This window comes from Shewanella algidipiscicola (genome assembly GCF_003605125.1).
GTDB classification, from domain to species: Bacteria; Pseudomonadota; Gammaproteobacteria; order Enterobacterales; family Shewanellaceae; genus Shewanella; species Shewanella algidipiscicola.
Genome location: NZ_QPQT01000024.1, coordinates 1 through 15,854, shown reverse-complemented (window position 1 = coordinate 15,854; position 15,854 = coordinate 1). Strand labels below are relative to the sequence as shown.

At 45.8% G+C, this 15,854-nt stretch carries 13 protein-coding genes; all 13 read right to left on the bottom strand.

What is annotated here, in order from left to right; genetic code table 11:
* Window positions 1-164, bottom strand: a 164-nt coding sequence (locus DVO77_RS18800) for a GTP-binding protein (protein WP_249038216.1), incomplete at its 3' end; no start/stop codon positions are given.
* A gap of 79 nt (window positions 165-243) precedes the next feature.
* Window positions 244-2,340, bottom strand: a complete 2,097-nt coding sequence (gene fusA, locus DVO77_RS18795) for an elongation factor G (protein WP_119979395.1) — start codon at window positions 2,338-2,340, stop codon at window positions 244-246.
* A 75-nt stretch (window positions 2,341-2,415) separates the two neighbouring features.
* Window positions 2,416-2,886: a 30S ribosomal protein S7 gene (gene rpsG / locus DVO77_RS18790; RefSeq protein ID WP_110456990.1), complete on the bottom strand. Its 471-nt coding sequence runs from the start codon at window positions 2,884-2,886 to the stop codon at window positions 2,416-2,418.
* Between the two features lie 81 nt (window positions 2,887-2,967).
* Window positions 2,968-3,342 carry a 30S ribosomal protein S12 gene (gene rpsL / locus DVO77_RS18785; protein ID WP_069670836.1) on the bottom strand — a complete coding sequence of 125 codons (375 nt, stop codon included), beginning with the start codon at window positions 3,340-3,342 and terminating at the stop codon, window positions 2,968-2,970.
* A 189-nt stretch (window positions 3,343-3,531) separates the two neighbouring features.
* The gene (gene rpoC / locus DVO77_RS18780) at window positions 3,532-7,749 is read right to left on the bottom strand and encodes a DNA-directed RNA polymerase subunit beta' (protein WP_119979393.1); all 4,218 of its coding nucleotides are present in this window, start codon (window positions 7,747-7,749) and stop codon (window positions 3,532-3,534) included.
* Window positions 7,750-7,830: 81 nt separating this feature from the next.
* Entirely contained in the window at window positions 7,831-11,862 is a 4,032-nt protein-coding gene (rpoB, locus tag DVO77_RS18775) for a DNA-directed RNA polymerase subunit beta (RefSeq protein WP_119979391.1), read from the bottom strand.
* 242 nt (window positions 11,863-12,104) lie between these two features.
* Window positions 12,105-12,470, bottom strand: coding sequence for a 50S ribosomal protein L7/L12 (gene rplL, locus DVO77_RS18770; RefSeq protein ID WP_028767981.1), 366 nt, complete (start codon window positions 12,468-12,470; stop codon window positions 12,105-12,107).
* Window positions 12,471-12,523: 53 nt separating this feature from the next.
* Complete coding sequence (rplJ, locus tag DVO77_RS18765; protein WP_110456993.1) at window positions 12,524-13,021, bottom strand: 50S ribosomal protein L10; 498 nt, start codon at window positions 13,019-13,021, stop codon at window positions 12,524-12,526.
* Window positions 13,022-13,299: 278 nt separating this feature from the next.
* A complete protein-coding gene (gene rplA, locus DVO77_RS18760; RefSeq protein ID WP_110456994.1) occupies window positions 13,300-14,001 on the bottom strand; it encodes a 50S ribosomal protein L1 in 702 nt (233 codons plus the stop codon).
* 4 nt (window positions 14,002-14,005) lie between these two features.
* Window positions 14,006-14,434: a 50S ribosomal protein L11 gene (rplK, locus tag DVO77_RS18755; RefSeq protein ID WP_110456995.1), complete on the bottom strand. Its 429-nt coding sequence runs from the start codon at window positions 14,432-14,434 to the stop codon at window positions 14,006-14,008.
* 126 nt (window positions 14,435-14,560) lie between these two features.
* Window positions 14,561-15,103 carry a transcription termination/antitermination protein NusG gene (gene nusG / locus DVO77_RS18750; protein WP_110456996.1) on the bottom strand — a complete coding sequence of 181 codons (543 nt, stop codon included), beginning with the start codon at window positions 15,101-15,103 and terminating at the stop codon, window positions 14,561-14,563.
* A 9-nt stretch (window positions 15,104-15,112) separates the two neighbouring features.
* On the bottom strand, window positions 15,113-15,484 hold the full coding sequence (gene secE / locus DVO77_RS18745; RefSeq protein ID WP_110456997.1) for a preprotein translocase subunit SecE: 372 nt from the start codon (window positions 15,482-15,484) through the stop codon (window positions 15,113-15,115).
* Between the two features lie 267 nt (window positions 15,485-15,751).
* A partial coding sequence (locus tag DVO77_RS18740; RefSeq protein ID WP_162924224.1) for an EF-Tu C-terminal domain-related protein occupies window positions 15,752-15,854 on the bottom strand: 103 nt, incomplete at its 5' end.

Genomic DNA, 15,854 nt, shown 5'->3' with positions numbered 1-15,854 from the left:
TCTGGAGCGTTATCGATTTGTGCGAAGTTACGAGCTTCACCGCCATATGTCTTAGTCAATACAGCAGAGATTGCTGCAGTAAGAGTGGTTTTACCATGGTCAACGTGACCGATGGTGCCAACATTCACATGGGGTTTACTACGTTCAAATTTTTCTTTAGCCACGATATATTCCTTTCTTTTCAGAAAATGCCCAGCGTTGCTGAGCAATAGCATTCAATATGAGTTATAGACTAGTTTGCGGTTATCCGCGCGCGTCTACAACAGATTTTGCGACATTTTGCGGTGCATCAGAGTACTTCAAAAACTCCATAGAGTATGAAGCGCGTCCCTGAGTAGCACTACGCAAATCTGTTGCGTAACCAAACATTTCAGATAGAGGTACTACAGCATGAACAAGTTTAACGCCGCCAATGCCGTCGTCCATTCCTTCAATCATGCCACGTCGTCTATTCAAGTCACCTACTACATCTCCCATATAGTCTTCAGGAGTTGTTACTTCGACCTTCATACAAGGTTCGAGTAACACTGGGTCAGCTTCTAAAGCGCCCTTCTTGAAGGCCATAGAGCCAGCGACTTTGAACGCCATCTCGTTTGAGTCGACATCATGATATGAGCCGTCAAACAGAGTGACTTTAACATCCAAAACAGGGAAGCCTGCGACAACGCCGTTCTTCATCTGCTCTTGGATACCTTTATCTACTGCAGGGATGTATTCTTTCGGAATAACACCACCAACAATCTCGTTGACAAATTCGTAGCCAAAACCTTCTTCTTGCGGTTCTAGCTTTAACCAAACGTGACCGAATTGACCTCGACCACCAGATTGGCGCACAAATTTGCCTTCAACTTCTACACTCGAGCGAATAGTTTCACGATAGGCAACTTGTGGTTTACCCACATTACACTGAACATTAAATTCGCGACGCATACGGTCAACGATAATGTCCAAGTGCAACTCACCCATACCGGAGATCAGTATTTGACCAGACTCTTCGTTAGTCTCAACGCGAAATGATGGGTCTTCTGCGGCAAGTTTTTGCAACGCAATAGCCATCTTTTCTTGGTCCGCTTGGGATCTTGGTTCCACTGCAATCGTAATTACGGGCTCAGGAAACTCCATACGTTCGAGTATAACTTTATGGTCAGCATCACATAGCGTGTCACCGGTGGTGACATCTTTAAGACCAATAGCTGCGGCGATGTCGCCAGCGCGCACTTCTTTGATCTCATTACGATCGTTTGCATGCATCTGCACCATACGACCGATACGCTCACGTTTTTGCTTAACTGAGTTATACACACCAGAACCAGTTTCCAATACACCTGAATAAACACGTATAAAGGTTAGGGTTCCCACAAATGGGTCTGTTGCTATTTTAAATGCTAGCGCAGAGAAAGGTGCATTGTCGTCCGCAGGACGCTCAACCTCTTGCTCTTTGTCGTCAATTCCCTTAATTGGCGGAACTTCGACAGGCGATGGTAAATAATCCACAACAGCATCGAGTACGGCTTGCACACCTTTGTTCTTAAATGCAGAACCACAAGTAGCAAGTACGATCTCATTAGCGAGAGTTCGTTTACGTAGCGCAGCTTTGATCTCTGATTCTGATAACTCGCTACCTTCTAGGTACTTGTCCATCAGTTCGTCAGAGGCTTCTGCTGCACTCTCAACGAGATATTCACGCATTTCAGCCGCTTTATCAGCGAGCTCTGCAGGAATATCTTCATAAGTGAAGGTCATGCCTTGATCAGCTTCATTCCAGTTAATGGCTTTCATCTTGATCAGGTCGATGACCCCTTTAAACTCTTCTTCTGCACCAATACTCATTTGGATTGGTACACAAGTCGCTCCCAGACGGGTACGTATCTGTTTAACAACACGTTCAAAGTCCGCACCAGAGCGGTCCATCTTGTTGACGAACACAATTCTAGGTACGTGATATTTGTCCGCTTGGCGCCAAACAGTTTCTGACTGAGGTTCAACACCAGATGCGCCACAGAATACGACAACAGCGCCATCGAGAACACGCAGCGATCGCTCAACTTCGATAGTGAAGTCAACGTGGCCAGGAGTGTCAATAATGTTGATACGGTGCTCAGCGAACTGTGCTTCCATACCGCGCCAGAACGTCGTAGTCGCAGCTGAGGTGATAGTGATACCACGCTCTTGCTCCTGTTCCATCCAGTCCATTGTGGCAGCGCCATCATGGACTTCACCGAGTTTATGAGACATACCAGTGAAGAACAGTACTCGTTCTGTAGTTGTGGTTTTTCCTGCGTCAACGTGAGCACAAATACCAATATTACGGTAGCGCTCAATAGGAGTTGTACGAGCCACGATTAAACCCTCTTTACCCAGGCAAATACCTGGGTCATGTAAAACGTGGTGCAGGCAATAGCCTGCACCAAAAGATTACCAGCGGTAATGAGCAAACGCTTTGTTCGCTTCTGCCATACGATGCACGTCTTCGCGCTTCTTAACAGCAGTTCCTTTATTTTCAGAAGCATCTAGCATTTCACCAGCTAGACGTAGAGCCATAGATTTTTCACCACGCTTACGTGCAGCTTCAACCAACCAGCGCATCGCTAGTGCGTTACGACGCACAGGACGAACTTCACATGGTACCTGGTATGTAGAACCACCAACACGACGAGACTTAACCTCGACAGTTGGACGGACGTTATCCAGGGCTGCTTCAAGGATAGTTAGATGCTCTTCGCCTTTCTTTTCAGCAACAACATCTAATGCCTTGTAAATAATTTTTTCTGCAGTCGACTTTTTGCCGTCCTGCATAATGACGTTGATGAACTTAGCCAACAACTCACTATGAAATTTTGGATCTGGTAGGATTTTACGTTGTCCTACAACGCGACGTCTTGGCATAACAATTTCTCCGTATGCTTCAGGGACCCCAAAACTGGAATCTCAATATGTCTCTAGCTTGGCCTTACTTAACGGAAAACGTTAAGACTTAGGACGCTTAGCTCCGTACTTAGAACGTCCTTGACGACGCTCACTAACACCAGCACAGTCTAATGCGCCACGTACAGTGTGATAACGAACACCTGGTAAGTCTTTTACACGACCGCCACGAATTAGAATCACGCTGTGTTCCTGCAAGTTGTGGCCTTCACCGCCGATGTACGAAGTTACTTCGAAACCATTGGTTAGACGCACACGAGCTACTTTACGTAGTGCAGAGTTAGGTTTTTTTGGTGTGGTTGTGTATACGCGAGTACAAACACCACGTTTTTGTGGACACGCATTCAACGCTGGCACAGCAGTCTTGATGACTTTTGGCGAGCGAGGCTTACGTACCAACTGGTTTACAGTTGCCATGTATAGCTCCGAATCAGTTGATAAACTCAACAGTAAGGTGTGAAAAATCTATATCCCACAGGTGTGGGACGCGAAATTTTAGAAAGGTAATCAGTTCCTGTCAAGAAATAGCCAACTTTTTACCCAATTTAAGTAAAAAAAAGGCACCCTAGGTGCCTTTTTTACAACCTATTTACGTTTAAGTGCTAATTAGTCAGCACTGCCCGCTAGATTTAGTAGATCTGCTAAGTTTTGTTCAGCTTCGCTTGCGCTAATAACAGGAGCTTCTTCAGCCTGGCCTTTATTAACATTCGCTTGATTACGCTTCTGGTGATAAGCATAACCTGTACCCGCTGGAATCAAACGACCTACAATCACGTTCTCTTTCAGGCCACGCAGCTTATCGCTCTTACCGCCAACGGCAGCTTCAGTCAATACGCGTGTCGTTTCCTGGAACGATGCTGCAGAGATAAACGACTCTGTTGCCAAAGACGCTTTAGTGATACCTAGCAGTTCACGTTCGAACTTCGCTGGAGCCTTACCTTGTGCTTCAAGTTCGCGGTTAGCGATCTTAACGCGCGAGACTTCAACTTGCTCACCAGGTAGGAAATCACTATCACCCGATTCAGTGATCTCACACTTACGCAGCATCTGACGGATAATCACTTCGATGTGCTTATCGTTAATTTTTACGCCCTGCAGACGGTATACGTCTTGGACTTCATTAACGATATAGTTAGCAACCTTATGGATACCACGTAGACGTAAAATATCGTGTGCCGCTTCTGGTCCGTCAGCAATAACCTCACCACGTTCGACTTTTTCACCTTCGAACACGTTTAGGTTACGCCACTTAGGTATCATCTCTTCGTATGGCTTACCGCCATCCGCAGGAGTGATCACGAGGCGACGCTTACCTTTGGTTTCTTTACCAAACGAGATAGTACCTGAGTACTCAGCAAGAATTGCAGGCTCTTTTGGTTTACGCGCTTCGAACAAGTCAGCAACCCGTGGTAGACCACCGGTAATATCGCGTGTCTTAGACGATTCTTGTGGAATACGTGCTAACGCATCACCAACGTTAATTGGTGCATTATCGTCTTGGTTTACAATCGCCTTACCTGGTAAGAAGTATTGCGCTGGTACTTCAGTACCGGGGATCATCAAGTCGTTGCCATCGGCACCCACTAGACGAATCGCAGGACGCATCTCTTTACCCGCAGCAGGACGTTGACCAACGTCTAATACTACGATTGAAGATAGACCCGTTAGTTCATCTGTTTGACGTGTCATAGTGACACCATCAATCATATCAACAAACTTGATACTACCCGCCACTTCAGAAACGATTGGGTGAGTATGCGGATCCCAGTTAGCGATGATTTCACCAGGGACAACCGTAGCATCTTCCAGCTTCTCAAGCACGGTACCGTACGGTACTTTGTAGCGCTCTTTCTCACGGCCTAGTTCATCGATAATCGCAATCTCAGATGAACGAGAAACGATGACCAATTTACCGACACTGTTCTTAACGTGCTTAGCGTTATGCAGCTTTAGCGTACCAGCATTCTTAACTTGAACGTTGTTTTCAGCAGACGCTCGAGATGCCGCACCACCGATGTGGAACGTACGCATCGTAAGCTGTGTACCTGGCTCACCAATTGACTGAGCGGCAACAACACCGATAGCTTCACCTTGGTTGATGATATGACCACGAGCCAAATCACGACCATAGCAGGCAGCACACACACCAAAGTCTGTGTCACAGCTGATAACAGAACGTACAATCACTTCATCGATTGAATGCTCTTCAAGCGTGTCACACCATGCTTCATCAAGCAGGGTGTTACGTGGAGCAAGAACGTCTTCAGTACCTGGGTAGTAAACGTCTTCTGCAACCACACGACCAAGTACGCGCTCACGTAATGGCTCAACAACATCACCACCTTCAATAAGCGGCTTCATTGTTAGACCTTCGTGAGTACCACAATCGTCTTCGATAACAACCAAATCTTGAGCAACGTCAACTAGACGACGAGTCAGGTAACCCGAGTTCGCTGTCTTAAGTGCCGTATCCGCTAGACCCTTACGCGCACCGTGAGTAGAGATAAAGTACTGTAGTACGTTTAGACCTTCACGGAAGTTAGCCGTAATTGGGGTTTCGATGATTGAGCCATCTGGCTTAGCCATCAGACCACGCATACCCGCTAGCTGACGAATCTGTGCAGCACTACCACGAGCGCCTGAGTCGGCCATCATGTAGATGCTGTTGAACGATGCTTGAGTCTCTTCTTCGCCATCACGGTTAATCACTGTCTCAGTAGACAGGTTATCCATCATCGCTTTAGAAACTTTTTCGTTCGCACTTGCCCAGATATCGATGACTTTGTTGTAACGCTCACCTGCAGTAACCAGACCCGACTGGAACTGTTCTTGAATCTCAAGTACTTCAGCTTCAGCATCTGCCACAAGCGTGTACTTCTCATCAGGAATAACCATATCGTTAATACCAACAGAGGCACCCGATACTGTCGCAAAGTGGAAACCGGTATACATCAATTGGTCAGCAAAGATAACGGTATCTTTAAGACCTAATTGACGATAACAAGTATTCAATAGCTTAGAGATCTGCTTCTTACCCATGTTTTGGTTAACCAAATCATACGATAAGCCTTTTGGCAGAATCTGAGATAATAGTGCACGACCCACAGTAGTATCTACGATACGACGTGCTTCAGTGCGCTCACCATTATCACCGATAGTAGTCTCTGTAATACGAACCTTTACGCGTGCATGCAGTTCAGCAAATCCTGTACGGTAAGCTTTTTCAACTTCAGCAACAGATTCGAACGCCATGCCTTCACCTAAACCATTAACGCGTTCGCGGCTGGTGTAGTAAAGACCCAATACAACGTCCTGTGACGGTGTGATCACCGGCTCACCGTTTGCAGGTGAAAGGATGTTGTTGGTAGACATCATGAGTGAACGTGCTTCTAGCTGCGCTTCAAGCGTTAGCGGCACGTGAACAGCCATTTGGTCACCATCGAAGTCGGCGTTGTATGCCGCACAAACGAGTGGGTGTAGCTGAATCGCTTTACCTTCAATAAGGACTGGCTCGAACGCCTGGATACCCAATCTGTGCAGTGTTGGTGCACGGTTAAGCATCACTGGATGTTCGCGGATCACGTCATCTAGCACGTCCCATACTTCTGGTACTTCACGTTCAACCATCTTCTTAGCAGCTTTGATGGTAGTAGCTAGGCCACGACCTTCTAACTTGCCATAGATGAATGGTTTAAATAGCTCAAGTGCCATCTTCTTAGGAAGACCACACTGGTGTAGACGTAAAGTAGGACCTACGGTAATTACCGAACGACCTGAATAGTCAACACGCTTACCTAGCAAGTTCTGACGGAAACGACCTTGCTTACCTTTGATCATATCGGCCAAAGATTTAAGCGGACGCTTGTTTGAACCCGTAATAGCACGACCACGACGACCGTTATCTAATAGCGCATCGACAGACTCTTGCAACATACGCTTTTCGTTGCGCACGATGATGTCTGGAGCCGCTAGGTCTAATAGACGCTTTAGACGGTTGTTACGGTTAATCACACGACGGTATAGGTCGTTAAGATCAGAAGTCGCGAAACGACCACCATCTAGTGGTACTAGAGGACGCAGATCAGGTGGCAGAACCGGTAGCACCTTGAGGATCATCCACTCAGGTTTGTTGCCTGAAGTGAAGAAAGCTTCAATGAGCTTAAGACGCTTAGTGATCTTCTTACGACGCGTCTCAGAGTTGATTGATGGCAACTCTTCACGCATCATCTCAATCTCTTTTTCAAGATCGATAGCACGAAGCAATTCTAGAACGGCTTCTGCACCCATCTTAGCTTCAAACTCATCACCGTACTCTTCGAGTGCGTCGAGGTAGTTTTCTTCTGTCAGCATTTGGCCACGTTCGAGGCTGGTCATGCCAGGCTCGATCACAACAAATGATTCGAAGTAAAGTACACGTTCGATATCACGCAGAGTCATATCTAGCATCAAACCGATACGGGACGGCAGTGATTTCAAGAACCAAATGTGTGCCACTGGACTTGCTAGATCGATGTGACCCATACGCTCACGACGTACTTTAGTCTGGGTAACTTCTACGCCACACTTTTCACAGATCACACCACGGTGCTTAAGACGCTTATACTTACCGCATAAACATTCGTAATCTTTTACTGGACCAAAAATACGCGCACAAAACAAACCTTCACGCTCAGGTTTGAAAGTACGGTAGTTAATGGTTTCTGGCTTCTTAACTTCACCAAATGACCAAGAGCGGATGAGATCTGGCGACGCTAGGCCAATCTTGATCCCTTCGAATTCTTCAGTCTTGCTTTGCTGTTTCAGAAACTTTAATAAGTCTTTCACGTTTCTCTCCTGAAGGAGTTAAACCGGGTGCTCCGCTCTCGCAGAGCACCGTTTATTGCCAAAGTTTGGCGTGCCTTAGTCTTACTGTTGATCCAACTCGATATTAATACCGAGTGAACGGATCTCCTTCAGCAATACGTTGAAGGACTCAGGCATACCTGGCTGCATCTGATGATTACCGTCAACGATGTTTTTATACATCTGAGTACGACCATTAACATCATCCGACTTAACAGTAAGCATCTCTTGAAGAGTATAAGCGGCACCGTATGCTTCAAGTGCCCATACTTCCATCTCACCGAAACGCTGACCACCAAACTGAGCTTTACCGCCCAGTGGTTGCTGAGTAACAAGACTGTAAGAACCTGTTGAACGGGCGTGCATCTTATCGTCAACCAAGTGGTTAAGTTTAAGCATGTACATGTAACCAACGGTTACTGGACGTTCGAATTGGTTACCGGTACGACCGTCAAACAAGGTGCGCTGTCCAGAAGTAGGAAGACCTGCTAATTCTAGCATCTCCTTAATTTCTTTCTCTTTTGCACCATCGAATGCTGGAGTCGCAGTCGGAATACCGCCTCTTAGGTTCTTAGCAAGACGAATAACCTCTTCATCAGTAAATGAATCGATATCAACGCGCTGCTGCACGTCTTCACCAAGTTCATAAACTTGCTTGATGTAGTTACGAAGCTCTGCTAACTCGCGCTGCTCTTCTAGCATAGCAGTGATCTTGTCACCGATACCTTTAGCCGCTGCGCCTAAATGCACTTCAAGAACCTGACCGATGTTCATACGCGATGGTACACCTAGTGGGTTCAATACGATGTCCACTGGGTTACCATTTTCGTCGTACGGCATGTCTTCTACAGGGTTAATCTTAGAGATAACACCCTTGTTACCATGACGACCCGCCATCTTATCGCCAGGCTGAATAGTACGTTTAACTGCTAGGTAAACCTTAACAATCTTAAGTACGCCAGGTGCTAAGTCATCACCTTGAGTGATCTTACGACGCTTAACTTCGAACTTCTTATCGAAGTCAGCTTTTAGCTCTTCTGCTTGCTCAGCTAACTGCTCTAATTCAGTTTGCTTAGTTTCATCATCGATAGTTTGCACTAACAACTGTGAACGTGGAATTGCATCAAGCTGTGCTTCAGTGTAGCCAGCACCTAGTAATAGGTTGCGAGCACGGCCAATCACACCGTCTTCAAGAATCTTAAATTCTTCAGTAAGGTCTTTCTTAGCCTGAGCGATATGCATCTCTTCGATTTCTACCGCACGTTTATCTTTCTCAACGCCATCACGGGTAAATACCTGAACGTCGATGATGGTACCTTTAACGGAGTTAGGTACACGTAGTGAGCTATCTTTAACATCAGATGCTTTTTCACCGAAGATAGCACGCAAGAGCTTCTCTTCTGGCGTCAGCTGTGTTTCACCCTTTGGTGTCACTTTACCCACTAGGATGTCGCCACCCTTAACTTCAGCACCAATGTAAACGATACCTGATTCATCTAGCTTAGAAAGCGCAGACTCACCTACGTTTGGAATATCAGCAGTGATCTCTTCGCTACCCAACTTAGTATCACGAGCGATACATGAAAGCTCTTGAATGTGGATAGTAGTAAAACGATCCTCTTGCGCAACGCGCTCAGAGATTAAGATCGAATCCTCGAAGTTGTAACCATTCCAAGGCATGAACGCGATACGCATGTTCTGACCAAGTGCCAAATCACCTAAATCGGTAGATGGGCCATCGGCTAGAACGTCACCACGAACGACTGGGTCACCGACGCTACAACATGGACGCTGGTTAATACAGGTGTTCTGGTTAGAGCGAGTGTATTTAGTCAAGTTGTAGATATCGATACCAGCTTCACCTGGAGTCAACTCTGCTTCATTTACCTTAACTACGATGCGGCTAGCGTCAACGTAATCAACATAACCACCACGCTTAGCGGCAACAACAACACCAGAGTCAACCGCTAGCGTACGTTCGATACCTGTACCAACCAGCGGCTTATCGGCGCGCAAGGTTGGAACCGCTTGACGTTGCATGTTCGCACCCATCAATGCACGGTTAGCATCATCGTGTTCTAGGAACGGGATCAGTGACGCAGCAACAGAAATAATCTGTTGTGGCGATACGTCCATATATTGAACGTCGGCAGCACGCATAAAGGTTGATTCACCTTTATGACGACAAGCAATTTGCTCTTCAACCATACGGCCATCGGCATCAAGCTCAATGTTAGCCTGTGCAATAACATAACGGCCTTCTTCGATTGCTGACAAGTAATCTACTTGGTCAGTAATCACACCATCAATTACCTTGCGGTACGGTGTTTCAAGGAAACCATAAGAGTTAGTGCGTGCAAAGCTTGCTAACGAGTTGATTAGACCAATGTTTGGACCTTCAGGAGTCTCAATTGGACATAGACGGCCATAGTGAGTTGGGTGAACGTCTCGAACTTCGAAACCTGCACGCTCACGTGTCAAACCACCAGGACCTAGAGCCGAAATACGGCGCTTATGAGTCACTTCTGATAGTGGGTTGTTTTGATCCATGAACTGAGACAGCTGAGAAGAACCGAAGAACTCTTTCACTGCAGCAGAAATAGGCTTAGCGTTGATCAGATCTTGAGGCATTAGCTCATTCAGATCGCCAAGGCTTAAACGCTCACGGACTGCACGCTCTACACGAACGAGACCTACACGGAACTGGTTTTCAGCCATTTCGCCAACACTACGGATACGACGGTTACCCAAGTGATCGATATCATCGACTTCATCATTACCGTTACGGATTTTGATGATGTTTTGCATTACTGCAACGATATCTTCTTTGGTCAGAATGCCTGTACCTTCATCGTCATCGATACCGAGACGACGGTTAAACTTCATACGACCTACTTTAGAGAGATCATAACGCTCTTCACTGAAGAACAAGTTCTGGAATAGGGCTTCTGCAGCATCTTTGGTTGGTGGCTCGCCAGGACGCATCATACGGTAGATCTCAACTAACGCTTCTAAGCGGTTAGTTGTAGAATCGATACGCAGCGTGTCAGAGATATATGCACCGTGATCAAGCTCGTTGATGAACAGTGTGTCGATCTCTTTGATACCAGCCATTGAAAGCTTAGCAAGATCTTCTAGACTGATCTCTGCGTTTGCAGAAACCAACACTTCGCCCGTATCTGGGTCGATATAGTCTTGTGCAGCAATCTTACCTGAAATGTACTCAACCGGTACTTCAAGCTCAGTGGTATTGGTCTTCTCAAGTTGACGAATATGACGCGCAGTAATGCGACGACCTTTCTCAACTAAGATAGTGCCTTCAGCATCTTTAATATCGTAGCTTGCTGTTTCACCGCGCAGGCGGTCAGCAACTAGCGTCATCACCAAGGTATCTTTCTTGATCTTGTATTGAACACGTTCAAAGAACAGATCTAGGATATCTTGAGTCGAATAATCCAATGCACGTAAGATGATAGACGCCGCAAGTTTACGACGACGGTCAATACGGACAAATAGCGCATCTTTTGGATCGAACTCAAAATCCAACCATGAACCACGGTAAGGAATAATACGTGCGTTATACAGCACCTTACCAGAAGAGTGGGTCTTACCACGGTCGTGATCGAAGAATACACCAGGACTACGGTGTAACTGAGATACGATAACACGCTCAGTACCATTGATAACAAAGGTACCGTTGTCAGTCATCAGAGGGATATCCCCCATATAGACTTCTTGTTCTTTAATATCTTTTACTGTGCCAGGCGCCGCTTCACGGTCATACAGAACCATACGTAACTTAACACGTAGTGGTGCAGAGTATGTAACACCGCGAATTTGACACTCTTTCACATCAAAAACAGGCTCACCCAGTTTATAGCTGACATATTGCAGCTCAGAATTACCAGAAAAGCTCTTGATGGGAAAAACGCTACGGAAAGCGGCTTCTAAACCACGCTCACCTGTAGGATCTTGATCGGTGAACTTCTTAAAGGAGTCCAACTGGATTGACAATAGGTAAGGGATATCCAAAACTTGTGGACGCTTACCAAAGTCTTTGCGAATACGCTTCTTTTCAGAATAGGAGTAAACCATGGGTTTCCTCTGATTGCGAGATGTGACCAAGACTGAATCAACGCTAAGGAGTTGAATCAGCACGTTTGCCCATCACCGTTGATAGCAAGAACCTAACCAGTAATCTCTGCTAGGGACTGCAAAATCTGGCGACAAACGGTGAAAAAAAAATCGCCAACGCTTACAGCGCAAAAAAGGCCGACGGTTAAAAAACCGCCAGCCTCCGCCCGATGACTCGGGTGGGATGTAAGTTATATTATAACTTACTTGATCTCTACTGCAGCACCAGCTGCTTCAAGTTCAGTTTTAAGAGCTTCAGCTTCTTCTTTAGAGATAGCTTCTTTAACTGCTACTGGAGCAGATTCAGCCATGCCTTTAGCTTCTTTCAGGCCTAGACCTGTAGCGCCACGAAGAGCTTTAATTACAGCAACTTTGTTGTCGCCGTGAGAAGTAAGAATTACGTCGAATTCTGTTTTCTCTTCAGCAGCAGCAGCTTCGCCACCACCAGAAACAACAGCAGCAGCGGCAGAAACGCCGAACTTCTCTTCCATTGCTTCGATTAGTTCAACAACTTCCATTACAGACATTGCTGCAAGGGCTTCTAAGATTTGGTCTTTAGTGATAGACATAACAAAAAATTCCTAATTGTACTGAATTCAATTTAATTAAGCGGCTTGTAAAATTAAGCAGCTTCTTTCTGATCGCGTAGAGCGGCCAATGTACGAACAAACTTGCCAGCAGATGCTTCTTTTAGAGTCATCATGAACTGAGCTAGTGCTTCTTCGTATGTTGGTAGTTTTGCTAAACGATCAATGTTATCTGCAGGGATTAGTTCCCCTTCAAAGGCTGCTGCTTTGATCTCAAAGTTACCTTGTACTTTAGCGAAGTCTTTAAGAAGACGCGCTGCTGCACCTGGATGCTCATTAGAGAATGCGATCAAAGTAGGACCAGTAAACGTATCGCTAAGGCACTCAAAAGCAGTACCTTCAACAGCGCGTTTAACTAGAGTGTTACGTACAACTTTAACGTACACACCAGCTTCACGAGCGGCTTTACGAAGACCGGTCATATCACCTACAGTTACACCGCGTGAATCGGCAACAACTGCAGATAAAGCACCTTTGGCAGCTTCGTTGACTTCAGCAACAATCGCTTTTTTGTCTTCGAGTCTTAATGCCATTGGCTTTACTCCTGGATTCTATCTAGGGAATTCCCTAGCAATTACCAAACTAAGTCAATTGACTTAGTTACTTACGGCGCGAATATCCAGGCAGAATAAAATCTAACTGGGGTCCGACACCGTCTACGTAGGAAATTAAGTTAGCGCGCTGCGTTAACACCTACGGTCTTGGACGAGGGTCTATCGATAGCGCAGTAAAGCGTTAAAAATAGACCTCAACCCACAAAGTGCGCGCATTATATGCTAACCTGCCCACTTTGTAAAATCATGCTAAGAAATTAAGCTGCTGGAGTCAGAGTGCTCTGATCAACAGCCACACCTGCACCCATAGTGGTAGAGATGCTTACTTTCTTAACGAAAACGCCTTTAGCTGCAGCTGGCTTAGCTTTGATAAGCGCGCCAAGTAGAGCCTCTAGGTTTTCTTTTAGTTGAACAGTATCGAAATCCACTTTACCGATAGTAGTGTGGATAATACCGTTCTTGTCATTGCGGTAACGTACTTGACCCGCTTTAGCGTTCTTAACTGCTTCTGCAACGTTTGGAGTCACAGTACCAGTTTTAGGGTTAGGCATTAGACCGCGTGGGCCTAAGATTTGACCTAACTGACCAACAACGCGCATTGCATCTGGAGATGCGATAACTACGTCGAAGTTCATTTCGCCCGCTTTAACTTGTGCAGCAAGATCATCCATACCAACAAGTTCAGCACCAGCTTCTTTAGCCGCTTCAGCATTAGCACCTTGAGTAAACACAGCAACACGTACATCACGACCTGTACCGTGTGGTAGTACAGTAGCACCACGCACGTTTTGGTCAGATTTACGTGGGTCAACACCTAGGTTAACCGCAACGTCAACACTTTCAACGAACTTAGCAGTAGCTAGTTCTTTTAGTAGTGCAACAGCTTCGTTGATGTCGTAGCTTTTAGTTACTTCTACTTTTTCGCGGATCAAACGCGCGCGTTTAGTTAGCTTTGCCATTATATTAATCCTCTACTACCAAACCCATTGAACGCGCAGTACCTTCAATTGAGCGAATCATCGCTTCAATATCAGCACCAGTCATATCAGCGGCTTTAGTCTCAGCGATTTCCTGGACAGCGCTACGCTTGATAGTTCCCACTTTTTCAGTGTTAGGACGGCCTGAACCAGACTTAAGACCCGCTGCTTTAAGCAGTAGGAATGAAGCTGGAGGAGTCTTAGTTTCAAAAGTGAAAGAGCGATCAGTGTATACAGTGATAACTACAGGAATTGGCATACCTTTCTCGAACTTTTCAGTACGAGCATTGAATGCTTTACAGAATTCCATGATGTTAACACCTTTCTGACCCAATGCTGGGCCAACTGGTGGCGACGGGTTTGCAGCACCGGCTGCTACTTGTAGTTTGATGTAACCATCAACTTTCTTTGCCATGAGACATTTTCCTCAAGTATGGGTACAAACGCTAGAGGCGACATGCCTATTAGCTCCCCGAAAATAATGGCTGCGGATTATACAAAAATCCGCAGCCATTTCCAATACGTTTTGTGGTTTATTTAATCAGCTTTTTTCGATCTGACTAAAATCTAGCTCTACTGGCGTTGAACGCCCGAAGATCATTACCGACACTTTAACGCGGTTCTTCTCGTAATCCACCTCTTCTACCGTGCCGTTAAAGTCAGCGAATGGACCATCGGTCACACGCACAACTTCACCAGGCTCAAACATCACTCGATGCGTTGGAGACTCAGTAGTTTCTTGTAGACGCTGTAAAATCGCATCAGCTTCTTTATCTGAAATCGGCGCAGGACGATCTGACGTACCACCAATGAAGCCCATTACACGAGGGATGCTTTTCACCAAGTGCCAGCTTTCGTCATTCATTTCCATCTGGACTAATACATAGCCAGGAAAGAATTTACGCTCACTCTTACGACGCTGGCCTGCACGCATTTCAACCACTTCTTCAGTCGGTACTAAAACCTCACCGAAATAGTGTTCCATTTCATGCATTTTGATGTGTTCAAGCAATGATTTACATACGCGACCTTCATAACCAGAAAAGGCCTGAACCACATACCATCTTTTTTTAGCTTCAGTCATACGAAGTGCCTATACGCCTGTAATAAAATTAACAATTCTCAGCAATACAGCATCCATACCCCAAAGGATAAGAGCCAAAATGCCTGTTGCCGCTAAAACGATAAAAGTCGTGTTTAGCGCTTCTTGACGCGTAGGCCAAACCACTTTACGAACTTCAATGTGCGACTCACGAGCAAAGGCCAAAGCTTGTTTGCCTTTCTCGGTTTGAAGAGCGATAAAGCCGGCTATTGCAAATGCCACTACGACACCGATAGCACGCACCAATACGCTTGCTTCGCTATACATCTGATTAGCAATAATGGCAGCAGCCAGCAGAATAACTACTACGCCCCATTTTACCATATCCAGAGAGTTACCCTGATTTTCAGTATTTGTTGTCATCGGTTACTTCCGTTACTCACTACGACCTGAGCTTAAGTTTGGTCTTTCTCAAGTAAGATTGTGTTGACCATTCCACTATATGCCCGAGCTTACCCATTACTAGAGCAAAAAGTAAGCCCAGAGGGTCAAAAATCGGCCATAGATTGTATTCTTATTCACTGCAATTGGCAAGGCGGCACAGAGCTTGTTACCAACAAATATCAGTGACTAAAAACGAAAAAGGCAGCCTAAGCTGCCTTTTCAATATTGTATTAAGACACTTTGCTATTAAGCAATGATCTTAGCTACAACACCAGCACCAACTGTACGGCCACCTTCACGGATAGCGAAGCGTAAACCTTCATCCATCGCGATTGGGCAGATCAGTGTT